Annotated in this window: 25 protein-coding genes and 1 riboswitch; of the genes, 19 read left to right on the forward strand and 6 right to left on the reverse strand. The window is 45.3% G+C overall.

Going from position 1 to position 22,503, the window contains the following annotated elements:
• Nucleotides 1-28: 28 nt before the first annotated feature.
• The 5 genes from CSV80_RS07310 to CSV80_RS07330 all read left to right on the forward strand — a co-directional run bounded on the left by CSV80_RS07310 (nt 29) and on the right by CSV80_RS07330 (nt 2,407).
• Nucleotides 29-784, forward strand: coding sequence for a DUF4230 domain-containing protein (locus CSV80_RS07310; RefSeq protein ID WP_099670279.1), 756 nt, complete (start codon nt 29-31; stop codon nt 782-784).
• Between the two features lie 5 nt (nt 785-789).
• The gene (locus CSV80_RS07315) at nt 790-1,467 is read left to right on the forward strand and encodes a uracil-DNA glycosylase (protein WP_099670280.1); all 678 of its coding nucleotides are present in this window, start codon (nt 790-792) and stop codon (nt 1,465-1,467) included.
• A 23-nt stretch (nt 1,468-1,490) separates the two neighbouring features.
• Complete coding sequence (locus tag CSV80_RS17780) at nt 1,491-1,667, forward strand: hypothetical protein (protein ID WP_029053507.1); 177 nt, start codon at nt 1,491-1,493, stop codon at nt 1,665-1,667.
• Nucleotides 1,625-1,927 carry a YwdI family protein gene (locus CSV80_RS07325; RefSeq protein WP_158231980.1) on the forward strand — a complete coding sequence of 101 codons (303 nt, stop codon included), beginning with the start codon at nt 1,625-1,627 and terminating at the stop codon, nt 1,925-1,927. Before CSV80_RS17780 ends, CSV80_RS07325 begins: the two co-directional genes overlap by 43 nt.
• A 99-nt stretch (nt 1,928-2,026) precedes the next feature.
• Nucleotides 2,027-2,407, forward strand: coding sequence for a DUF423 domain-containing protein (locus CSV80_RS07330; protein ID WP_099670282.1), 381 nt, complete (start codon nt 2,027-2,029; stop codon nt 2,405-2,407).
• A gap of 38 nt (nt 2,408-2,445) precedes the next feature.
• Here CSV80_RS07330 and gerQ read toward each other — a convergent pair whose 3' ends face one another.
• Nucleotides 2,446-2,790 (reverse strand): spore coat protein GerQ, encoded by a 345-nt coding sequence (gerQ, locus tag CSV80_RS07335; protein WP_099670283.1) that lies wholly within the window; start codon nt 2,788-2,790, stop codon nt 2,446-2,448.
• Between the two features lie 778 nt (nt 2,791-3,568).
• Nucleotides 3,569-4,318 carry a hydrogen peroxide-dependent heme synthase gene (gene hemQ, locus CSV80_RS07345; protein WP_099670285.1) on the reverse strand — a complete coding sequence of 250 codons (750 nt, stop codon included), beginning with the start codon at nt 4,316-4,318 and terminating at the stop codon, nt 3,569-3,571.
• A gap of 215 nt (nt 4,319-4,533) precedes the next feature.
• Here hemQ and pta point away from each other — a divergent pair, with 215 nt between their 5' ends.
• Both pta and lipL read left to right on the forward strand, forming a co-directional pair.
• The gene (gene pta / locus CSV80_RS07350) at nt 4,534-5,505 is read left to right on the forward strand and encodes a phosphate acetyltransferase (protein WP_099670286.1); all 972 of its coding nucleotides are present in this window, start codon (nt 4,534-4,536) and stop codon (nt 5,503-5,505) included.
• Nucleotides 5,506-5,571: 66 nt separating this feature from the next.
• A complete protein-coding gene (gene lipL, locus CSV80_RS07355; protein WP_099670287.1) occupies nt 5,572-6,408 on the forward strand; it encodes an octanoyl-[GcvH]:protein N-octanoyltransferase in 837 nt (278 codons plus the stop codon).
• Nucleotides 6,409-6,427: 19 nt separating this feature from the next.
• Here the strand turns inward: lipL and CSV80_RS07360 are convergent, their stop codons facing one another.
• Nucleotides 6,428-7,066, reverse strand: a complete 639-nt coding sequence (locus CSV80_RS07360) for an RsfA family transcriptional regulator (RefSeq protein WP_099670288.1) — start codon at nt 7,064-7,066, stop codon at nt 6,428-6,430.
• A gap of 637 nt (nt 7,067-7,703) precedes the next feature.
• Here CSV80_RS07360 and CSV80_RS07365 point away from each other — a divergent pair.
• Nucleotides 7,704-8,993 carry an HD domain-containing protein gene (locus CSV80_RS07365; RefSeq protein WP_099670289.1) on the forward strand — a complete coding sequence of 430 codons (1,290 nt, stop codon included), beginning with the start codon at nt 7,704-7,706 and terminating at the stop codon, nt 8,991-8,993.
• Between the two features lie 17 nt (nt 8,994-9,010).
• The gene (locus tag CSV80_RS07370) at nt 9,011-9,517 is read left to right on the forward strand and encodes a YwgA family protein (protein ID WP_099670290.1); all 507 of its coding nucleotides are present in this window, start codon (nt 9,011-9,013) and stop codon (nt 9,515-9,517) included.
• A 48-nt stretch (nt 9,518-9,565) separates the two neighbouring features.
• On the opposite strand, the gene CSV80_RS07375 is transcribed toward CSV80_RS07370, so the two are convergent.
• A complete protein-coding gene (locus CSV80_RS07375) occupies nt 9,566-9,751 on the reverse strand; it encodes a 2-hydroxymuconate tautomerase (RefSeq protein WP_099670291.1) in 186 nt (61 codons plus the stop codon).
• Between the two features lie 67 nt (nt 9,752-9,818).
• On the opposite strand from CSV80_RS07375, the gene CSV80_RS07380 reads away from it, so the two are divergent.
• Nucleotides 9,819-10,337: a YwhD family protein gene (locus CSV80_RS07380; protein WP_029053496.1), complete on the forward strand. Its 519-nt coding sequence runs from the start codon at nt 9,819-9,821 to the stop codon at nt 10,335-10,337.
• A 362-nt stretch (nt 10,338-10,699) separates the two neighbouring features.
• Here CSV80_RS07380 and CSV80_RS17490 read toward each other — a convergent pair whose 3' ends face one another.
• Complete coding sequence (locus tag CSV80_RS17490; RefSeq protein WP_099670292.1) at nt 10,700-10,915, reverse strand: hypothetical protein; 216 nt, start codon at nt 10,913-10,915, stop codon at nt 10,700-10,702.
• Nucleotides 10,908-12,962: a transglycosylase domain-containing protein gene (locus CSV80_RS07390; protein ID WP_099670293.1), complete on the reverse strand. Its 2,055-nt coding sequence runs from the start codon at nt 12,960-12,962 to the stop codon at nt 10,908-10,910. The genes CSV80_RS17490 and CSV80_RS07390 overlap by 8 nt, the downstream gene beginning before the upstream one ends.
• 158 nt (nt 12,963-13,120) lie before the next feature.
• On the opposite strand from CSV80_RS07390, the gene CSV80_RS07395 reads away from it, so the two are divergent.
• The 9 genes from CSV80_RS07395 to CSV80_RS07435 all read left to right on the forward strand — a co-directional run bounded on the left by CSV80_RS07395 (nt 13,121) and on the right by CSV80_RS07435 (nt 22,494).
• Nucleotides 13,121-13,537: a YwiB family protein gene (locus CSV80_RS07395; protein WP_099670294.1), complete on the forward strand. Its 417-nt coding sequence runs from the start codon at nt 13,121-13,123 to the stop codon at nt 13,535-13,537.
• Complete coding sequence (gene argS, locus CSV80_RS07400; RefSeq protein ID WP_099670295.1) at nt 13,534-15,201, forward strand: arginine--tRNA ligase; 1,668 nt, start codon at nt 13,534-13,536, stop codon at nt 15,199-15,201. The genes CSV80_RS07395 and argS overlap by 4 nt, the downstream gene beginning before the upstream one ends.
• A 197-nt stretch (nt 15,202-15,398) precedes the next feature.
• Nucleotides 15,399-15,525, forward strand: a riboswitch (cobalamin riboswitch).
• A gap of 140 nt (nt 15,526-15,665) precedes the next feature.
• A complete protein-coding gene (locus CSV80_RS07405; RefSeq protein WP_099670296.1) occupies nt 15,666-16,652 on the forward strand; it encodes an ABC transporter substrate-binding protein in 987 nt (328 codons plus the stop codon).
• Entirely contained in the window at nt 16,645-17,637 is a 993-nt protein-coding gene (locus tag CSV80_RS07410) for a FecCD family ABC transporter permease (RefSeq protein ID WP_099670297.1), read from the forward strand. The genes CSV80_RS07405 and CSV80_RS07410 overlap by 8 nt, the downstream gene beginning before the upstream one ends.
• Nucleotides 17,638-17,639: 2 nt before the next feature.
• Nucleotides 17,640-19,112, forward strand: a complete 1,473-nt coding sequence (locus CSV80_RS07415; RefSeq protein WP_099670298.1) for an adenosylcobinamide amidohydrolase — start codon at nt 17,640-17,642, stop codon at nt 19,110-19,112.
• On the forward strand, nt 19,112-20,065 hold the full coding sequence (gene cbiB, locus CSV80_RS07420) for an adenosylcobinamide-phosphate synthase CbiB (RefSeq protein ID WP_099670352.1): 954 nt from the start codon (nt 19,112-19,114) through the stop codon (nt 20,063-20,065). Before CSV80_RS07415 ends, cbiB begins: the two co-directional genes overlap by 1 nt.
• Complete coding sequence (gene cobD, locus CSV80_RS07425; RefSeq protein WP_099670299.1) at nt 20,052-21,125, forward strand: threonine-phosphate decarboxylase CobD; 1,074 nt, start codon at nt 20,052-20,054, stop codon at nt 21,123-21,125. Before cbiB ends, cobD begins: the two co-directional genes overlap by 14 nt.
• Complete coding sequence (locus tag CSV80_RS07430) at nt 21,107-21,679, forward strand: bifunctional adenosylcobinamide kinase/adenosylcobinamide-phosphate guanylyltransferase (protein ID WP_099670300.1); 573 nt, start codon at nt 21,107-21,109, stop codon at nt 21,677-21,679. Before cobD ends, CSV80_RS07430 begins: the two co-directional genes overlap by 19 nt.
• Complete coding sequence (locus CSV80_RS07435) at nt 21,676-22,494, forward strand: cobyric acid synthase (protein WP_099670301.1); 819 nt, start codon at nt 21,676-21,678, stop codon at nt 22,492-22,494. Before CSV80_RS07430 ends, CSV80_RS07435 begins: the two co-directional genes overlap by 4 nt.
• The last annotated feature ends 9 nt before the right edge of the window (nt 22,495-22,503 follow it).

Genomic DNA, 22,503 nt, shown 5'->3' on the forward strand with positions numbered 1-22,503 from the left:
TGTTTGATTAAACGAGAGGATGTGAGCCATGAGTAAGCGTGATTCGTCTAAGAGAGGGAAGAAGGGAATGACGGAGGCTGATGCGCAAGCAGCCATAACATTCGCTGGGCGAAAAAAGATCAAACGGAAGCGCAGGGGAGGAATTCTTGAACTCGCCTTCACTTTGTGGTCATCATGGAGAAAAACCTATATTTTATTAATTTTATTATTGGTCGCTGCACTTATTACCCTGCCGATCGCAGGCTTTTATTTAATGCAACTAGGCTCTACTTTTTCAGAACAAAAAACCGCTTTTGTTGAGCGTGTTCAAGAGCTACAGCAACTGACAACCGCGGAAGCTTATACGAAAGTGCTCGTCAAACGTACCGACAATGAATTATTTGGTCAAAGCATTGGTGTTAATTTTCCTGGAACGAAGCGGAATTTATTAGTCGTCATTCCAGGTTCCATCAAAGCGGGAATTGATCTAAGTAAAATCACCGAGCAGGATATGTGGGTGGATGAAGAAGAAAAACGTATTGAGTTGACAATACCGAAAGCTGAATTCCTCGGTGGTGCAGAATTGTATTTCGATAAAGTAGAAGTCTATTCTGTAGAAGGATTATTCCGTGGAAAAGCAGATATAAAAGAAGGCTATGAGCTAGCGAATGAAGCTAAAACGCTCATAATGGAAGAGGCATCCGAACAAGGTGTGCTGGAATCTGCTGAGCAGAATGCAGTAAAAACGCTGAAAGATATGTTTTCATTCGCAGGCTTTCGACTGGATATTGAATTTAAGGAGTGATGCATATGGTAGCAGAATTTCGTAATGATTGGGATCACCTACTAAAAGATGAATTTGACAAACCGTATTATCAGGAATTGCGTACTTTCCTACGAGATGAATATACAAATCACATCATCTATCCGCAAATGACCGATATGTGGACGGCTTTTAAACTGACACCTTTTCAGGACGTCAAAGTCGTGATTTTGGGTCAGGATCCGTATCATGGGCCAAACCAGGCGCATGGTATGAGTTTTTCTGTCCAGCCTGGCGTGAAGGTGCCACCAAGTTTACGCAATATCTTTAAAGAGCTGTCATCGGATATCGGGATCGATGTCCCAACTGAAGGAATGTTGACAGGATGGGCCGAACAAGGTGTATTATTATTGAATACTGTACTGACTGTGCGCGAAGGAGCAGCGGCATCGCATCGCGGAAAAGGTTGGGAACGCTTTACGGACGAAGTCATTCGTAAACTGTCGATGCGCAGCACACCAATTGTTTTCATTTTATGGGGAAGACATGCGCAGGAAAAAACGGCATTGATCAACCGCAGGCGCCATGCGATTATTGAATCACCGCATCCAAGTCCGTTCAGTGCGTCCAGAGGATTTTTTGGCAGTAAGCCGTTTACTAAAACGAATGATTATTTACGGGAGTGGGGAAGAGAGCCGATAGATTGGGCGAAAACTACCAAGTGAATAAGTAGAAAGGAAGTGTGACGATGGCCGTCAATTGCTTCGACTGTATCTTCTTTTATACAACATGGGATCCTGCAAGTCCGCGCGGCTGCAAGGCATATGGATTTAAGACGAAAATGTTGCCATCTATAGTGGTAAAGCGTTCTTCTGGTATGGAGTGTATGAAATTCGAACCGAAAAAGGGGATGAAAATTCGATGATTACAGCTGCACAATTGCTTGGAGAAATCGAGCAACAAGTACGCTTGGCGAAACAAACACAGGATGAAGCGGCACAAAGAGAAGCCATCTATGCTGTGCGAGCGTTATGTAATGTGATGCTCAGTGATGAAAGACCATCTGCGCCGTCCATGCCTCAAGCTATGCAAATGAGTACTGTACATGCGACGCCGATTACGTCGCTAAACGAGCAACCATTGCAGGAAGCGGATGCCAACGGAGAGTCGCTGTTTGATTTCTGATAGCGCCACAAACCGTTCAAACACCTGTCATATCTACGTGTTTTAATATGGTAGACTGGAAACAGGATATACAAGATTCGTTAGAAAGAAGGAATAATCATGCCGTTTTTTATTATCGCAGGAGCTATTAACGCCGCGATCGCAGTTGGATTTGGGGCGTTTGGTGCACACGCATTGAAAGATCGCCTATCCGAACATTACTTAGCCATCTGGGAAACCGCGGTACAATATCAGATGTTCCATGCGATTGCCTTGCTCGCAATTGGTATTTTGATGAGCAGCACATTGCTTGGGCCATCGACGCAACTATCATGGGCTGGCTATTTAATTCTGGCTGGTATCATGATTTTTTCCGGAAGCCTGTATGTACTCAGCTTATCTGGAATCGGGATACTCGGCGCCATCACTCCGATTGGCGGCGTTGCATTCATCGCAGGGTGGATCATGTTGATCATTGCTGCAGTGAAATTTGGAAGATAACAGAGGAAAACCGCTCACACATGATGAGCGGTTTTTTCTTATGGCGTTTGGTCGAAGTAATTTAATTCCTCAGGGAACTCCGCATAATCGAAGTAGATCATAGGGAATAAATAGCGTCGTCCTGTATTAGCTTCACTGAGGATGACATGATCGCGTCCCGCAGCTTCGACCATACCCGTGATAGCTTTCGTGTTCTTACCTGCTTCTACTGCGTGTTCAAATGAAAAGTGAAAGACGCCGGGTTTTCCTCTGTTAAGCCGTAAAATATTCTCGATGTACGACTGCTCTCTAAAAGGCGTAGTTGGTGCGTTCCCCTGTACATTTGTTTGTGGTGGTACCATTTGTTGCTGGGCATAGCCAGGATTCCAATAATATTGAACCATTTCAACATCCTCTCCAGATCTGTTAGTTTTACTCGCGGGCAGTCTTGTTGGACGGGGGAAAGGTGCGTTGCGTTTTGAAGTAGTCTGTGTGGTCGTTTCAGACATTCTTCAGTCTGTATGAGATGAGCAAGCGCATCTATTCCCTTTTTGGTTGTCACGATGACAGCTAAAGCAAAACCCCCTTGGTTGTATCTTATGTTGGAAGGGTGGTGGGTATGAATGATGTTTTTTGGAAGAGGGAGTTCAAAGCTGGGGGAAGGCATCGTTTCGCTGCGTTCCAGGCGGACGCGTTCGGGAGGGCCCGCGGTAAGCCCCCTAGTCGCTTAGCTCCTTTAGTGGTCTTACCTGTCGGGCTGATCCTCCCCGAGTCGCCGCCTTCCACTTCGCTTCACTACTGTCATTTTCTGGAGTTAGAAAGTAAAATTCAAGACCTTATGTTGCGCTTAAATTTAACTAAGTTAGAAGCCAACAATAATTCACTTGCTATTAAATGTAATTGTTCTAAGTAACACCACTTCGTACGTAGGATTGAAGCGGAAGCTGGGGCGACTCCTGGGGAATAGAGTGATCTTGAGACCCCGGACAGATGCCTTAATTTCTGCAAAGTACACAGAAATACGGCAAAGCGAACCCTTCGCTGTTCGCTTGGCTCAAGCCACGCCCTCCGAAAAGCGTCCCCAGCTGGAGCTTCAATCCCGAACCACTAGCCCTATTTCCCCTCTTTCTTCGCAACAAAAAAAGCCGCGAAGTGTTTCATTCGCGGCTTCAGTCTTACGTATTAAACTTCGAAAAATGCTGCGCGCTTGTCGGCGTCTAAAATCGTACCGACGAAGAATGAGCCGAATACGCCGTAGCGTGCGCTAACTTCATCAAAACGCATTTCATAGATGAGCTTCTTAAACTGCAACACGTCATCAGAGAACAACGTGACGCCCCACTCGTAATCGTCAAAACCAACGGAGCCAGAAATGATTTGCTTCACTTTACCTGCATATCCGCGGCCGATCATGCCGTGGCTGCGCATTAAACTCTTACGGTTGTCCATGTCAAGCATGTACCAGTTGTCTTCGCCTTCGCGCTTCTTGTCCATTGGATAGAAACAAACGTATTGGCTACGTGGTAGTTCAGGATACAAGCGTCCGCGTACATATGGGTTCTGATATGGATCTTCGTCAGATTCACCTGCTAGGTAATTCGATAACTCGACTACCGACACATAAGAATACGTCGGGATAGTGTAATCCGCGATCGTTAACTTATTGAATTCTGCTTCTAGTTGCTGAAGTTCATCCATTGTAGGACGTAATGTCATCAGCATGAAGTCTGCCTTTTGACCAACTACTGTATAAAACGCATGACTTCCTGTTTTAGCATCATCTGCCTCTTGCATACGCTCTAAAAATGTTAGAAATTCATTGACTGCTGCCTGGCGTTCTTCTTTTGAAATCAGTTTCCAAGAAGCCCAGTCCATCGTGCGAAAATCATGAAGTACATACCAACCGTCTAATGTAATAGCTGCTTCGTTCACTTGAATTCAGTCTCCTTTTAAATCAAAGTAGTTTCTATTTCAAGTGTATCATAACGGCCTTTACTCGTTAAGGAATAAGGTAAGATCCACGACATGTAGTGTAAAAAACGAATAGCTAGGTGACAGTTATCAGAATATTTCAGAGTTCTTAGTGTAATAATTAAGCTTTTCAGGTATGATGAATAGGAAAATATAACAAAGGGTGGGAATGACATATGGCAGATCTTTTTGAAGGTATTCGTAAAACGTTGGAAGGTAAAGGAAAGACGATTGTATTACCTGAAGGGGAAGATGTGAGAATAATAGAAGCAGCTGTACATCTTCAACAAGAGGGGATTATTACACCAGTTTTATTAGGGAATGAAGAAGCGGTAAATAAAGTAGCAAAAGATAGTGGTTTCGATATTTCTGAAATTAAGTTGATCGATCCTGCAAACGCTTCCTATTTTGAAGAACTGGCGGAAAAATTCGTTGAACGTCGTGCAGGAAAAGCTACAATCGAGCAAGCGCGCGAGCAATTGAAAGATGTAAACTATTTCGGAACTATGCTAATCTATACAGGACGTGTAGATGGTTTAGTGAGTGGAGCTGCACATTCGACGGCAGATACAGTTCGTCCGGCATTGCAGATCATCAAGACAAAGCCTGGCATTTCAAAAACAAGCGGAGCTTTCATTATGATGAAAGAAGATGAGCGTCTGATTTTTGCAGACTGTGCGATTACTGTGAATCCTTCGGCTAAAGAGTTGGCTGAAATCGCTGCGGAAAGTACAAAAACTGCAAAAGCATTCGGAATTGATCCGCGCGTTGCGATGCTTTCATTCTCCACTAAAGGTTCTGCTGTGACTGAAGAGACGGAAAAAGTGGTGGAGGCGGCTAGAATTGCAAAAGAATTGGCACCTGAACTATTAATTGATGGAGAATTCCAATTTGACGCAGCATATGTACCAAGTGTAGCAGCGAAAAAAGCTCCGGAATCTGTCATCAAAGGAGATGCAAACGTCTTTATTTTCCCGACACTCGATGCAGGAAACATTGGCTACAAATTGACTGAACGTCTAGGCGGATACGAAGCAATCGGTCCGATTCTTCAAGGACTGAATGGACCTGTTAATGACTTGTCACGTGGTTGTTCCGCAGAAGACGTGTACAAGCTGTCTATCATTACAGCAGCTCAGAGCCTATAATCACAGGTTCGAAGTTTGTGAACCGTCTACATAAAATCCAGATCAACCACCATAGGAGAGCTAGACATGTCACAAGATAAACATTTATTGAATCAACCAGCTTGGCGTTTCATCGACGAATCGATTTCAGCACGCAATCGTTCTGCACTCGAATCATTCGCTATGGATGATACGTTATGCCAATTAGTTGGACAGCAACAAAGCGTGCCTGTAGTCAGAACATGGGTACATGACAAGACGATCGTGTTAGGTATTCAAGATCATCGCATGCCTTTTATTCAACAAGCAATGGAAGGGATCGAGCAGCACGGCTATCAGTCAATCGTTCGCAACTCGGGCGGTCTGGCAGTCGTTCTAGATGAAGGGGTATTAAATATTTCCTTAATCTTTTCCGAACAAAAGTCTTCGATTGATATTCCGGTAGGCTATGAAGCGATGCTATCACTAGTACAGCTACTATTTCCTGAACTTGGCGAACGGATAGAAGCCTATGAAATTGTCGGATCTTATTGTCCTGGATCGTATGATTTAAGTGTCGATGGTAAGAAATTCGCAGGGATCTCCCAGCGGCGTCTGCGCCAAGGAATCGCCGTACAAGTGTATTTATGCATTGAAGGCAGTGGTTCTGAACGAGCGGAGATCATTCGTGAAATCTATGAGAAGGGCTTACAGGGACAGCCGACAAAATTCAGCTATCCTGTGATCAAGCCTGATACGATGGCGTCGTTATCGGAAATTCTCGATACGCATTTGACGGTCAATGAAGTCGTTATTCGTCTGCAAGTATTATTGCGCTCGTTGACAGAAGATGTGCGACACGGTGGTTTAACAGACGAGGAAATGGAATTATACGGATTTTATTTGAAACGCGTCTTTGAACGCAATCAAAAGATGCTGTCATAGAACGAAAAAAAGCTGCCAATCAGTTATTGATTGGCGGCTCTTTTGATGAGACTAGATTTCCATTAGGCTCCATTTTGAACAACGGTGCTATGTGCTCGCTTTCTTCATTTAAAGCGATTAATCGGCGTGCGCGATTCATGATTTGGACGAATTGCTCATAATCGTCTTTCAATGTTCTGTTCTCTTTTTTCAGATCTTCTATTTGCGATTCCAGCGATTTCATTTGTTCCGTCGCTGTTTTTGCCGTCTGTCTCCAACGAAGTGCATCCGTATCGGCACCCCCGTTATGATGCATGCGAATCAAATATGCAATGACGGTGTCGAGCGATAGGGCGGATAATGGAACCTGTATTTTCTCCTGGCCATCTGCGCCTGTCTCGGGGTTGTACATTTGCTGGTTACGTCTTTTAAAATCTGTACCTAGCACACGTAACGTTTGCTTTCTCTCTTTCTTCGCTTCGGAGAGTTCACTCTCGTAGTCTCTTCGGACGACTGCATTCCATCTGAACCCACAAGCTGCTGCAGTTCGGTTCAGTGCGTCGCCTACTTCCTCAAATGCACCTAGTTGTGTACTTCCTTCTCTTACATGTCGTAGCACCGTCTCTGCCAATAATTCATCGTCCTGTTCTAACCATGCGTCTTGTCTAACTTTCACCATCTCCATGCCTCCTGTCTTGTACTCTCTTTCTACTGCCATTATGACCACGAAATGAGTCTTTTATTCAGAGAGTCACAAAATTCTATCAAGATGGTAATAAAGTGGGCGGGCTTTTTGGGTGAGTAGGAGTTGAATATGGTAGTTGGTAGGGTGTTCGGGAATAGGCTGACGGGCTGTTGGGGTGGGGATTGGTGCTTCGGAGTGGACGCGGTGATCCTCCCGGAGTCGGCTCTCCTAGTGCAAAGATGCGCTTCCAACGCTTCGCTTATGCTCGCAAAAGCCGTCCTTCGCTACTGCTCTCGCTCCAATCCCTGCATTGCAAGTGGGTAATACTTCTTGTTGCGCATTGAACTGTCGCAAACGCTCAACAATCTGTTCAAGCGCTCATATTTCCTGCGTAGCCGCTCATTAAATTGATTAAACGCTCATAACTCAAGTCTAACCGCTCTATCATCAGCGACAAGCGCTCATACTAAGTCGGCAACCGCTCATATAAGCTGAATCTACATGTAGTTACTAATTCCTTCTTCACTAAAAACATGTTTTACTATTTACTGTTTAAAATCCGTCATAGAGTACTATGTCACGTTCGGTCGTTTTTTGTTATACTGGAACGAATGAAGGATGAGGTGACGACATGGCGTACCAAAACGAAAAACTGCCCGAAGAAAAAGTGTTTAAAGATCCCGTGCACCGCTACATACACGTCCGGGACCGCGTAATTTGGGATCTGGTCAACACACGAGAGTTCCAGCGCCTGCGCAGGATTCGCCAGCTTGGCACCACCTACCTCGTGTTCCACGGCGCAGAACACAGCCGCTTCCAGCACTCGCTTGGCGTCTATGAAATCGTCAGACGAATTCTAGACGACGGCTTCAGTGGGCGTGAAGAATGGGACGAAGAACAACGACTTGTCGCCCTTTGTGCAGCACTATTGCATGATCTAGGACACGGTCCGTTTTCCCACGCATTTGAAAAAGTATTCAATCTGGATCACGAACAATTCACCCAGCAAATTTTATTGGAACAGACAGAAGTCCATGAAGTGTTGCATCGTGTGTCGCCAGATTTCCCTCAAAAAGTGGCGGATGTCATAGATAAGACGTATCCGGACAAACTAGTCGTCAGCTTGATTTCCAGTCAAATCGACGCGGACCGTATGGATTATCTTCAGCGCGATGCGTATTACACAGGCGTTTCCTATGGCCACTTCGACATGGAACGGATTTTGCGTGTGATGCGTCCGACTGAAGAACAAGTCGTCATCAAGCACAGCGGCATGCATGCGGTGGAAGACTATATCATGAGCCGTTATCAAATGTACTGGCAAGTATATTTCCACCCTGTATCGCGAAGTGCAGAAGTGATTCTGATCAAAATTTTACACAGAGCGAAACATTTATTCGAAACTGGATATGCGTTTAAGCAAGAACCGCTGCATTTCGTTTCGTTTTTCGCACAAGAATTCAAATTGAAAGAGTACATAGCTCTTGATGAGGGCGTGTTATTGACGTACTTCCAGCTGTGGATGGAAGAAGACGATACAATTTTAGCGGATTTATGCGATCGCTTCGTGAACAGACGGCTATTTCAATATGCCGAGTTCGATCCTGCAGTGCAGTATATGAAATTCGGTGAACTTATTACATTGTTCAAAGAAGCAGGGATCGATCCTGACTATTATTTAGTGACGGATTCTTCATCAGACTTACCTTACGACTTTTATCGTCCAGGTGAAGAGAATGAGCGCGTGCCGATTTATTTACAACTAGAAAATGGCGATTTGCGTGAACTGTCGCGGATGTCCGATGTGGTCGAAGCGATATCAGGAAAACGCAGAACAGACCATAAAATTTATTATCCAGAAGATTTGTTGATAGATGGAAACCCGTTGCATAAGAAGATTTTGGAATTGTTAAGAGGCTAAGAGAGGGGTTGCGGGACTTGCTGCAAGAGCATGCAAAAATCGTTCAGTTTATATCGTTGGCAAATGAAGTGAATGGCCGTAAGAAAATGCAAAAAATGGTTTATATATTAAAGAAAATGAATTTCCCGTTTGCAGAGAAATACGAGCTCCATATGTATGGTCCTTATTCGGAAGAACTGACATTGCGAGTGGAAGAGTTATGTGAAATGGGCTTTTTGGCTGAACGTTTTGAGGACAAGGGTTCATATAAACAATATTGCTATCAAGTGACGGATGAAGGGTCGAAATTCCTTGCGACAGCAGAAGCACCGAAAGAACAGTTGCCCAAATGTATCGAGCGATTGAATGAGAAGTCGTCACGCTTTTTGGAATTGGTCTCCACATTGTTATTTTTCGATCAGCTCGATAAAGAGGATCAAATTGCTAAAGTACGTATCGTGAAAAACAAACTAAACTTTACTGATCAAGAAATGGATCAAGCATTTGCCTTCATCGAAGAGATGCAAGAGAGTTCAGTCAGCTGAATGAATTAAGTAAAAAGGATTCTCGCGATGAGAATCCTTTTGCCGATTTTACTGCTCACTCATAAGTTTGCCTTCTTTAAAAAGATGGTTTTTTGGCATTTCTTCAATGAAAACTGTTACGCTAGCAGTAGTAGCACCAGTCGTTTCCACAACGGCTTGCGTAACTTTTTCACAGAGTGCACGTTTTTGATCGTCAGTGCGGCCTTCAAGCATTTTTACTGTGACGTATGGCATTTTATTTCCTCCTTAGCAGAAAATTCAGGTATAGTACATATAATAACAGAGACGGAGGGCGATTTACATGGCAAGTGAGCAAAATTCAAAACCAAAGTTAGGCTTTACGATAATTAAAAATGATCCCACAGATGGACATAAAGGGTTTGGCATAGGTTCGTTGTCGCTCGAAAACATTTCGCCTGTGATCATCGATGTAGAAGCGGGTACAGCACAAGTGGAAATGGGTGCTATGCATGCTCGTAGTGATACGGAACGAGGAATCAAATTCACCACGGACCGCAAAGATTCTGAAGGCGGTAAACCATACTGGCTCGTTTGGGTGACAATTGATTACCGTGAAGAAGGTCCATATTATGCAGGAATCACAGCGTGTGAAATGGTCGTCAATCGCGAAAAGAGACGTGGCTATAAGTTACTCGCAGACCACGTCAACCGCATGGACAAATCAATGAAACGTCAAATTATTGTAGACGATATGGACGATCGTTCAAAGAAAATTCTAAAAGACTTTCTAAAGTCGCATAACGCAGAGCTTTGGGAACGTAGTACACCTGAATTACACGAAGGTTTGCGTACAGAGTAAGACGTCACACGGCATAATTGAAAAGTACAATTCTCGTCAAATACGTCAAAAATGTGACAATTTGCATAACGTACTCTTTGAGGTTGAATGTCTGCAACAAAGGAAGTAAACTAAATATACAGCTTTGCGCTGTAATCTAGGACACCCGCTATGTAGACAGTCGTTTGATGAAACCACAAACCCAAGCAGTGCGGATTCATTCGATCACTGCATAACGGTCAAAAAAGCCTCGCTCTCCGCGGATACGGAGAACGAGGCTTTTTTATTGGGATTTGAGGGGTGGAATCTAGTTGTGGCGCTCATACTTTGCGGCTGCGCGCTCAATGTTGACGTTCGAGCGCTCATAGTTTGCCGCTATCCGCTCAACCTCGGTAGCTATTCCGCTCATACATCAACGCTACCCGCTCTATCCTGCCCGCGAACCGCTCATACTTTGCTATCCGCTTTATTGCGACCGTCATCCGCTCAATCATCCCGGCTATCCGCTCTATACGAGCGTACATCCGCTCATACTTTGAAGCTATCCGCTCAAAGCCAGCAGCCAACCGCTCATATCCCAAAACTCTCCAATCACTCAAAAAACGAAAACGGGAACAACTCCATTTTAGAATTTTCCTCTTCTCCGGAATGCTGTTCTCTCAACGAGCGATCCGTACATAACTTCTGCGGTACGTCTTTATCCTTCACGTAGATCAATCGCTGCTTAGCGCATTCATTGACTGCAATTCCGCCAGTTTCGATATCTACAATGACACCTTGCACGCCAGAAGGGGGGAGGAATGGTTGTGGCGCTGTACCCTCATGCGCGGCTTCCATAAAATCAATCCAGACTTTTTTCGAGACAGATTTATCTTCCAAATTCTCGAGTTGCTTGCCACGGTCGTAGCCTGTCCAAATTCCCGCTGTTAATGTGGGCGAGAATCCAATCAAATACTGATCCGATATCGTCGTTCCGGACTTTGCAGCATAAGGCCGTGATTGTTTCGGGCGCATGGATAGGCCCGTAGAGGTTAAATAATCATTAAAGACGGGGTCGAACATTCCTGTCATCAAATGTGTCAGCACAAACGCGTCTTGTTCCGACATTGCTTGCTTCGGTTTCTTCGAAGGGTGTTCATAGACCAGTTTTCCGTTCGCATCTGTAATCGATAGAATCATTTGGGGCTCAACCTGTTTCCCTTTTGACGCAATGCGATTATACGCTGTCGTCATCTCGAACAGCGTCAAATCGGAAGTTCCTAGAGCAACTGCAGGCGATTCGGGAAACGTGACGTCGATTCCGAGTCGTTGTGCCATTTTCGTGTACGGCTTGTAACCGACTTGCTCAAGCGTCTTGACTGCATAAATATTATCCGAAATCGCAATCGCCTGTGCCAATGAAATCGGCTTCGCCGCAAACTCCCCGTTAATATTGCTTGGCTCATATGTCGAACGACCGTCATCATACGTAAACAGCGTTTTTTCAGCTGTCATGAACGTTAAAGGATTCATCCCTTTTTCTAGCGCTGCCGCATAGAGGATCGGCTTCATCGCAGACCCTGGCTGTCGTTTCGCTTGAGTCACCCGGTTGAAGGAGCTATCGCCAAAATCCACACCGCCTATCATCGACGTAACAAAACCTGTATCTGCGGCCATTGAAATGAATCCAACTTGCAGATCATTTTCAGGCATTGCTTGTTTAATTGCTTGTTCTGCCGCTTGCTGGTGCTGTTGATTCAACGTCGTTCGGATTTGCCAGCCACCTTCCGCTGGTGCTCGACCTTTCGAAGCGAGGATGTCTTCTGCTTGTTGCCACGCAGCATCCAAAAAGTAAGGTGCCACTTGCTTCATATCTTTCCAACTATCTGTCTTGAGTACAATTTCCTCTTCTATTGCTCGTTCTTTCTGTTCAGTAGAAATATAGTCATAGCGCTCCATTTGATTCAGTACAAGCAATTGACGGTCACGTGAATTTTCAGGATGATCAAGCGGTGAATAAATGGAAGGGCCTTTTGCGATCGCCGCAATCGTAGCTGCTTCCTCTAATGTCAGGTCTTTCGCGGCTTTGGAGAAATAAAACCGGCTCGCCGCTTCCACTCCGTACATTCCGTGACCGAAGTAGACGGTATTTAAATAACCTTCCAAAATCGTATCCTTGTCATAGAAGATTTCCAGTCGATAGGCAAACAGCGCCTCATGGAGTTTCCGTGTCCAAGACTTCTCGTGCGTCAAATACAGATTCCGCGCATATTGCATGGTAATCGTACTCGCTCCCTGTGCCTTACTCATCGTTTTGACATCCTTCAGAACTGCACCCGCAATCCGTTTATAATCAAATCCATTATGCGAATAAAATTTCTTATCTTCGGTTGCAACGAAGGCATCCGAAAGATAAGGGGACATATCAGACAGCTTCATCCAATAACGTCGATGTTGTGAAAAATGATCCCCAATCTGGTGTCCACTATGATCAAGGAACAATGAAGCCTTTGGTACGCTCAATGAAGGGGCACCAAGTACTTGAGCATATATTCGAAGAGCGATTAAGACAGTTAGGATTGCGGCTATTGACGTGATCGACAGAGATAATACGATCTTTTTCCATTTTTTACGATTTGTAGATTTTATATAATCGGTACGTTTCATTGCGCATCACATCCCGTTCCATTCAGTATCTTTTGACAGTATGGGACGGTTATGGACGGATTAAACGGTTCGTAGGAAAAGTTTAGATGTGTAACATTGAAACTAATGCCAGAAGAAGTGTATAATGAGTGAATCTATTTACTTAAGGCGGTGAACGAATGGAAGCGCCAAAAATGGAAGTTCAGCTCCGTTCCGTTATTCAACATCCAGACCAGCAAGCGGAAACGCATACGATGCAGGCAACTGGAGAACTCATTGAGAAAAAAGGACAGGCCTACTTATTGTTTGAAGAACGAACAGAAGGAATGCCATCAGTCCGAACGACCGTGAAATTACATGCTGATGATGCCTTCATCATGCGTAAGGGCGGCGTACAGATGCGATTGCCTTTCAGACAGGACGATGTCCGTTTCGGTACGTACGGTAATGGTCCTGCCGTTATGGATTTAGCCGTTCATACCAATCAACTGGAGTGGATACCAGGACGCTTTACAGTAGCGTACGACTTACATTCAGACGAAAGTTTATTAGGGAAATACCATTTGACAATAACCTACTCGGAGGTAACACAATGAATGCAGTAGAGCAGATTCAACATGAAATTAAAGTAGCATTGCACGAAGCGATTGAAAAAGCACAATTAGTCGAAGGTGCAGAAATTCCGGAAATTAAACTGGAATCACCAAGAAGTAAAGAGAACGGCGACTATGCAGCGAATATCGCCATGCAGTTAACGAAACTAGCAAAAAAGCCACCACGGGCAATCGCGGAAAGTATTTTGGAGCACCTCGATACGACGAACACAGCAATTGACTCCATTGAAATCGCTGGACCTGGCTTCCTCAATATCCGCTTAAAAACAGACAGCCTTGGAGATATCGTGAAGACTGTCCTTGATCAAGGAGCTGACTACGGACGTTCCGACAGTGGACAACAACAAAAAATTCAAGTTGAATTCGTCTCAGCGAACCCAACAGGCGACTTGCACTTAGGGCACGCACGCGGAGCTTCGCTAGGCGATTCATTATGTAATATTCTCGATAAAGCAGGCTATGACGTAGCGCGCGAATATTATATCAACGATGCAGGTAATCAAATAAACAACTTAGCGTTATCTATCGATGTTCGGTATTTCGAAGCACTTGGATTGGAAAAAGAAATGCCTGAAGATGGCTATCGTGGTGCAGATATTATCACGATCGCAAAAGGCCTGGTCGAACAATACGGCGACAAGTATGTCGATGTTCCAGAAGAAGAGCGACTTGCATTTTTCCGTGAGCACGGCTTGAATATCGAACTGGATAAACTGAAGAAAGACTTGGCGGACTTCCGCGTTCATTTTGATAACTGGTTCTCAGAGACGTCCCTATATAACAACGGCAAGATCGAAGTCGCACTTAATAAACTTCGTGAAAACGGCCATGTCTTTGAAGAAGACGGTGCCACTTGGTTCCGCTCCACTACATTTGGTGACGACAAAGACCGTGTACTGATTAAGCAAGACGGTTCATTCACATACTTAACACCGGATATCGCGTACCACCAAGACAAGCTGAGTCGCGGATTCGATAAACTCATCAATATTTGGGGAGCAGACCACCACGGATATATTCCACGTATGAAAGCGGCAATCCAAGCACTTGGCTATGACCGCGATACGCTCGAAGTAGAAGTGGCGCAAATGGTTCAGCTCTATAAAGACGGAGAAAAATTCAAGATGAGCAAGCGCACAGGAAAAGCGGTCACACTGCGTGAACTCGTGGAAGAGGTCGGCTTAGACGCTGTACGTTATTTCTTCGCGATGCGCTCAGGTGACGCACAAATGGACTTCGATCTAGATTTGGCAGTATCCAAATCCAATGAAAACCCTGTCTACTACGCACAATACGCGCACGCACGTATTTGCTCGATTCTACGTCAGGCAAAAGAACAGAACGTAGAAGCGTCAACAGAGAACGTCACGCTATTGCAAGATGAAAAAGAGCTAGAGCTACTGAAGAAACTCGGAGACTTCCCGAAACTAATCAGCGACTCGGCACGCATGCGCGCACCGCATCGTGTAACAACATATATTCAGGAACTAGCAGCTACATTCCATAGTTTCTATAATGCTAACAAGGTGCTTGATCCGGAAAATAAAGACCTTTCCGAAGCACGTTTGGCTTTGATCACAGCGACTAAAACGACGATTGCGAACGCGTTGAAATTAGTTGGCGTGCAAGCACCTGAAAGAATGTAATATATCAAAAATGGCCAAGCAGATTGACTGCTTGGCTTTTTTCTTTATGAATGGGAAAGGGGAAGGCAACGTTTCGCTGCGTTCCAGGCGGCCCCTCAGGAAAGCGTCCCCCTGCTGGAGCCTCACTCCCCATGTCATACCCAAACTCCTCCTATCCCCTGTACAACCAACACTATTATCGCTATAATAAGTCATAATTACATATCTTCTAAAAAGGTTCTCAAAACTTGAGATGAAAAGCGAAATCGGTTCAAATCCGATGCGGTCCCGCCACTGTATGTGCCATGCACAAGCCAGGTCACCTGCCTTTTTAGAAAATGAAGTTCCGCAGCAACCTACGAGGATAGGTACAGTGGAAGAAATCACGTATTGATTTCATCCCACCTGATCCTTCGAACTATCGAAGGTTTTTTTCATGTCTGCGGCTTGCGTAATGCTACACACATATTAAAGGAGGAACACACATGAAGAAGTTTTGGCAACTGATGCTGACGGCAATGCTTGCGGTACTACTACTCGCAGCATGCGGAAGTGACAGTAAAAAAGAAGAAACACCAGCAGATGAAAAACAAGCTGGCGAAGAAACAAACACAGAACAACAATCGACGGATACAACGAGTTATCCATACACCCTGACAGACGCGGCTGGCGAAGAACTTACATTTGAACAAGCGCCGGAAACTGTAATTTCATTAGTTCCAAGCAATACGGAAATTTTATTCGGTATTGATGCAGGAGATCAAGTCATCGCAGTAACAGAAAACGATGACTACCCTAAGGAAGTAACGGAGCTTGATACAGTAGGGGACTTTACGGTCAACGTGGAAAAAGTCATTTCATTGGAGCCGGAAGCAGTATTTGCACATGAAATGATGATGGGTTCAAGTGAAGAAGGATTGAATCAAATTCGTGACGCAGGCATCCCTGTGATCGTCGTACCAAATGCAGAGACATTTGACGAGACATATGAAACAATTGAACTGATTGGTGCAGTCATGGACAAAAATGTGGAAGCGAATCAAATCGTCGAAGATATGAAAACAAAAGTTGCGGATATTGAAAAGAAAGCAGCAGACATAACAGACAAGAAGCGCGTGTTTGTTGAAAACTCCGATGCACCTGAAATTTATACGCCAGGGAAGGGAACATTCCCACAGCAATTTTTGGATATGATCCACGCTGAAAACATTGTGACAGAAGAAGGCTGGATTATGATCAGTCCTGAAAAGATTGTAGATGAAAATCCCGATGTAATTTTGGCTATGTATAGTTATGTTCCAAACGTCGTAGAAAACATTAAAACTCGTGACGGGTTCGATGCGGTTACTGCGATCAAAGAAGATCAAGTCATTCAATTGGATGAAGATATTACAAGCCGTACAGGTCCACGTTTAGCTGACGGATTAGAATTGTTTGCAAAAGCAGTCTATCCTGAGGTATTCGGTGAATAAAACCGCTCTCGCCTATGTCGTGTCGATTGCCACGTTGCTTGTGGCAATTTGGCTCGGCGTATCGATCGGTACAGTGAAAATACCAATAGAGACGCTATGGAATCAATCGGACGCGACCGCAAGTAATATTTTGTGGAAGATCCGTATGCCTCGTGTGCTGCTGGCGGGAATCGTCGGTGCCTCACTGGCTATTTCAGGAGCCGCTTTCCAAGGGCTGTTGAAAAACCCATTAGCTGATCCTTACACCCTCGGAGTGTCATCCGGTGCCTCTGTCGGCGCCGTGATCACACTCTTTTTTGGTATTTCTCTACCGGTTCTTGGCGCATTCACCTTACCTGTATTTAGTATGATCGGTGCCGCAGTGACAATGTTTCTAGTGATCGGTTTTGCCCGTCTCGTCGATCGATCAATGAAAATGGAAACGATTATTTTGACAGGCATTATTTTCGGTTCGTTTCTTGGCTCCGTGCTGTCGCTGATGATCGCGTTAACACAAGAAGAACTCCGTCAGATCGTGGGTTGGCTGCTTGGTAGCGTATCCATGCGCGGATGGAATTATATTCTCATGGTACTGCCGTTTTTCATCATCGGTTCATTCATGCTGTGGCTCAATCGCCGCGAATTGAACGCTTTATTATTCGGTGAAGAACGCGCGCATCATCTTGGGGTCAATGTCAAACAGCGTAAATTAATGATTTTGCTAGGCGGTTCGGTATTAACTGGTTCTGCTGTTGCTGTGTCTGGGACAATCGGTTTCGTGGGCCTAGTTGTCCCTCATATGACACGAATGCTATGGGGTTCTGATCATCGTCACGTGTTGCCGTTATCATTATTCAACGGTGCCTCATTATTAATCATTTGCGATCTCGTCGCACGAACGATTATTTCGCCGGCTGAATTACCGGTCGGCGTCATTACAGCATTCATTGGCGCTCCGGTGTTTGCTTACATATTTTACAAACAACGTAGAAAAGGAGCGATGTGAAGATGTTGCAAGTGGAGAACTTATCAGGAGGCTACGGCAAAGAACCGATTGTGCGAAATGTGTCGTTCCACGTGGAAAAAGGAGAAGTTCTTGGGATTTTAGGGCCGAATGGTAGCGGAAAGTCAACCTTATTGAAAATCATTTCGGGAATTTTGCCGAAACAAAGCGGCAAGGTAATGATTGCAGGAAAACCTTCTGGCGCATATAGCCAAAAGCAATTCGCGCAGCAAGTAGCCGTCTTGCCGCAGCTTCATGCTCATGCTTTTTCCCATAGCGTGAAAGACACCGTCGCTCTCGGTCGTTATCCGTATCAGTCAGGGATTTTCTCGAGCTGGTCGGAGTTGGACGAGCAAGCCGTGCAGGAAGCGATGAACCATACAGGTGTCACGCGATATGAAAATACCGCCATTGAATTATTATCTGGAGGCGAGCAACAACGCGTATTCGTTGCGCAGGCACTCGCCCAGCAAGCACCTATTTTATTATTGGATGAACCAACGAACCATCTGGACATCGCGCATCAGCAGCAATTGCTCGATACGATCCGCAATCAAGCGAGACAGAAGGGGATCACGGTCATCTCAGTATTTCACGACATCAATCTGGCCGCTCTTTATTGCGATCGTTTGTTGCTATTGAAGAACGGGGAAGTAGCATCAATGGGTGTACCGCAAGACGTTGTACTTGAGTCGGAAATTCATCATGTGTACAATGCGCGCGTCAAAACACAGCCTCATCCTGAAATGCCAAAGCCTCAAATGACGCTATTGCCGAACTTGCAAGAAAAGGTAGAACAGTTTTGTGTAAAGAAAGCGGACGTAAAGATTCAAGAAGATCATGTCTTGTTGCAATCAAGCCAACCGTTGAAGACGATTTCTTCCGCTGTCCATAATGCAGGACTTGGTTGGTATCGGACGTTCGTTAATCGAGGTGTGCGTGCGGATTATATGATCGATGATGTCCAACGCGAGAACACGGAATACTTGCGAGCGCTTGGTTATCATCTGACAGATACAGTCGCGATGATGACTGCCGTTAGTCCTGAGCACGTTGAAGTAGAAGAGTATGAAGGAGAATTTGGCTCGATTGTCGTGGCAGTGACAGCAGGTGTTGGAAACGCAGTGGACGTTTCGAAGTCCTGGCAACGTGAAGATATTCCGTACATAGGGACGATCAACACATGGGTATTCATTAACGGCGAATTAAGTGAAGAAGCTTTCGTCCAAGCATTGATTACTGCAACAGAAGCGAAAGTGAAAGCACTGCAGGATGAGCAAGTAAAGGATCCTGAATCCGGCACGGTCGCTACAGGTACTTCGACAGACAGCTTGTTGATCGCATCGACACAGCAAGGGGAATACTTGCCGTATGCCGGACCGATCACGCAACTCGGGAAGTTGATCGGTAAAGGAGTCTATGACTGTACGGTACGAGCTATTCATTCGTATCGATTAGCAGTAGGTGAGTACACATGATCCCCGCACATTTCATAGCGATCGCGATCGGCATGGTGCTCGACCGGCTCATTGGTGATCCGCCTAACTGGCCCCATCCAGTCAAATGGCTAGGTACGACGATTAGTAATTTGACGAAGCTAATGAATAAAGGCCGTATGCGGACAGTAAAAGGTGCGATTTTATGGGTAGTTATTTGCATGACGACGTTTTTTCTCGTCATCTGGCTCGTTAGTATCGCGTATCGTCTGCATCTAGTAGCGGGCATCGCGATCGAAGCGCTACTCATTGCGGCGGGACTTGCGCAAAAGAGTTTGCGTGGTGCGGCTTTGTTAGTCTATGAGCCATTGAAGTCAGGAGACATGGACGAAGCACGTGAGAAACTGAGTTGGATTGTCGGCAGGGATACGAAAAAGCTCGATGAGAATGCGATATCCCGCGCTACGATTGAAACGGTTTCAGAAAATACGTCTGACGGAATCACAGCTCCATTATTTTGGGCATTCTTGCTCGGAGCACCGGGTCTATGGTTGTATAAAGCGGTCAATACACTCGATTCTATGGTCGGGTACAAAGATGAGCGTTATCGTGAATTCGGAAAAGTTTCGGCTCGTATGGATGATCTCTTTAACTGGATACCTTCAAGAATTACAGGATTGCTCATTCTATTGTTCACTCCGAATGAAGGTGGACATTCATTTAAAAAGCGGATTAGCGGCTGGTTAGGCGATGCCAAAAAACATATGAGCCCGAATAGCGGCTATCTCGAAGCGGCAACTGCTTGGCAACTTAATATCCAGTTAGGCGGCAGCAGTACATATCGCGGAGTAGTGTCGGAACGAGCGATACTTGGCCCGGCAGTCATTGCGAATAAAGAACATATCCGCTCCGCTACGTACCAAATGCAAGTCGTGTCTTGGACTTTCTGGTCACTAGGCACAGTATTAGGAGGGATTTTCTATGCGATTGCCTGAACACGGTGCAAACAGCAAACGACTATATGCATCAATGAATATTCCGATGCCTGATGAAGTGCTGGATTTCAGTGAAAACTGTAATCCAGCAGGGCCTCCACCTTCCGTAGTGGAAGCATGGCCTACGTTGATTTCGACCCTCAACGGCTATCCCGATCCAGACGGTCAGCCATTTCGTTCGGCAGTTTCGCTCTTTCATCAAGTAGACGAACAACAAATACTTGTTGGCAACGGTGCGGCAGAAATACTATCTCTATTGGCAGGGAGCTACCGAGGGAAACGCGTCCTCTTAATTGACCCAACCTTTTCTGAATATCGAGCGACGCTTGAAGTGAACGGCGCAGAGGTCGTATCGCTTCAAGCTAGAGAAGCAGAAGGTTTTCAATTGCCTATGCGCCAAATTCTAGAAGCATTACCTGAAGCGGATGCGCTGTATATTTGCACACCTAATAATCCGACAGGCTTGTTGCCTTCAAAGGACGAGCTACTAACGATTATAGAAGCAGCTAAAAATAGTTCGACTGATGTTGTGTTAGACGAAGCGTTCATTGATTTCGTCGATGAATCAAAGTCCTTTATTCCGCAAGTCGCGAACTATCCGAACTTGTTAATTGTGCGCTCGATGACGAAAATGTACGCGATACCTGGTATCCGTCTCGGGTATATAATCGCTCACCCTGAACGAATCAAAACGCTTAAACAACGAGCTTCCCACTGGCATGTTAACGGACTCGCCGCTGAAATCGGGGTGTTATGTCTGCAGGAAGAAGCGTATCGTCAACAGGCGATTTTGCACGCACAAACGGAGCGCTTAAAGATGGCGCAGTTCTTGCGCTCGCATGGCTGTGAAGTACTCGATTCTTCGGCAAATTATCTCGTCATGAAGCCTCTGCAAGATACGAAGAAGCTGTATACAGATTTATTGAAACAAGGCATCGTCCTGCGTCACTCTGAAAACTTCCGCGGGATGGACGGGCGCTGGTTACGGATTGGCATGAAGTCCGAACCGATGATGGATACACTGCGGGAGGCGATGAAACAATGGTTCAAGCAACAATAACATTTATCAGTGGCGGTGCACGCAGTGGGAAAAGTGCTTATGCAGAACGTCTGCTTACGAATCAACCAGCAGGTCGCCTTGTCTATATCGCATCCGGTGTAGCAGCCGATGAAGAGATGAAGCAACGGATTGATCAACATAAAGAAGATCGTCGACATGCGAACTGGCACACGATTGAGCAACCAAAAAATCTCCATAAAGTGTTGCCGTTTCTAAAGCCAGGCGATCTCGTTCTATGGGATTGCCTCACTACGTGGCTCGCGAATGAAATGTATGAAGGATACGAAGAAGGTACACCTTGCGTTTCGCGTTTGGGGTGTTTAGAACAAAAACAGGGAAAATTACTTCGTACGATTAAGCAAATGAAAGAAATCGTCTCCCATTTAGTCATTGTTTCGAATGAAGTCCTCGATGAGTGGCCGCAATACGAAGAGGAGACGGAAATCTACCGCCGAACAATTGGTAGGCTTCATCAACAAATCGTGGAGTGTGCAGACCGTGCGATTGAAATGGATCACGGCATTCCAATCGTCTGGAAAGGGGAACATTTATGAACGGATTAATGATCGTTGGCACGGCGTCAGATGTCGGTAAAACGATGATTTGCACCGCGTTATGCCGACTACTTGCGAATGAAGGCGTTCGTGTAACACCTTTCAAATCACAAAACATGTCCGGCTTCTCTGAAACAGTAGCAGACGGACGTGAAATCAGTCGGTCCCAATTCCAGCAGGCACAAGCAGCCCGCACACAACCGATCGTTGAAATGAATCCCATTTTGATGAAGCCGAAAGAAAACTTGCACGCTGAAGTTCTATTGATGGGCGTGCCGCTTGAAACGATAGACGGGCAGACTTTTCGTGAAGAGTGGTTTGACAAAGGTCTTGAAACGATCCAACAGGCGTTACATTATTTGTCCAATCATTACGACACGCTGATCATCGAAGGAGCGGGGAGTACCGCGGAAGTAAATTTGATGGACCGTGAACTGACGAATATGCGCGTCGCGGAACTAGCAGATGTGCCTGTCCTACTAGTTGCAGACATTTCTAAAGGCGGTGCATTTGCCTCGATTGTTGGCACCCTTCAACTTCTTTCAAAAGAGAGACGTCAGCGTGTCAAAGGGATTATTATTAATAAATTTTACGGTGACGCTTCCTATTTCGAAGATGGCGTGAAATTCATTGAACAATACACGGGGATTCCGGTTGCGGGTGTCATTCCTGTCTTAGAAAACCATGGAATTCCAGAAGAAGATATGGATCGTGCCACGCTTCCTGCAACGGAAGGTGTCGATGTCTACGAACAATGGGCGGCTCACGTCAAGAGACATATCGACTGGCCGTTAATTCAATCTATTTTGGCGTAAAGGAGCGAG

This window comes from Sporosarcina sp. P12(2017), from assembly GCF_002743035.1.
Classification (GTDB): domain Bacteria; phylum Bacillota; class Bacilli; order Bacillales_A; family Planococcaceae; genus Sporosarcina; species Sporosarcina ureae.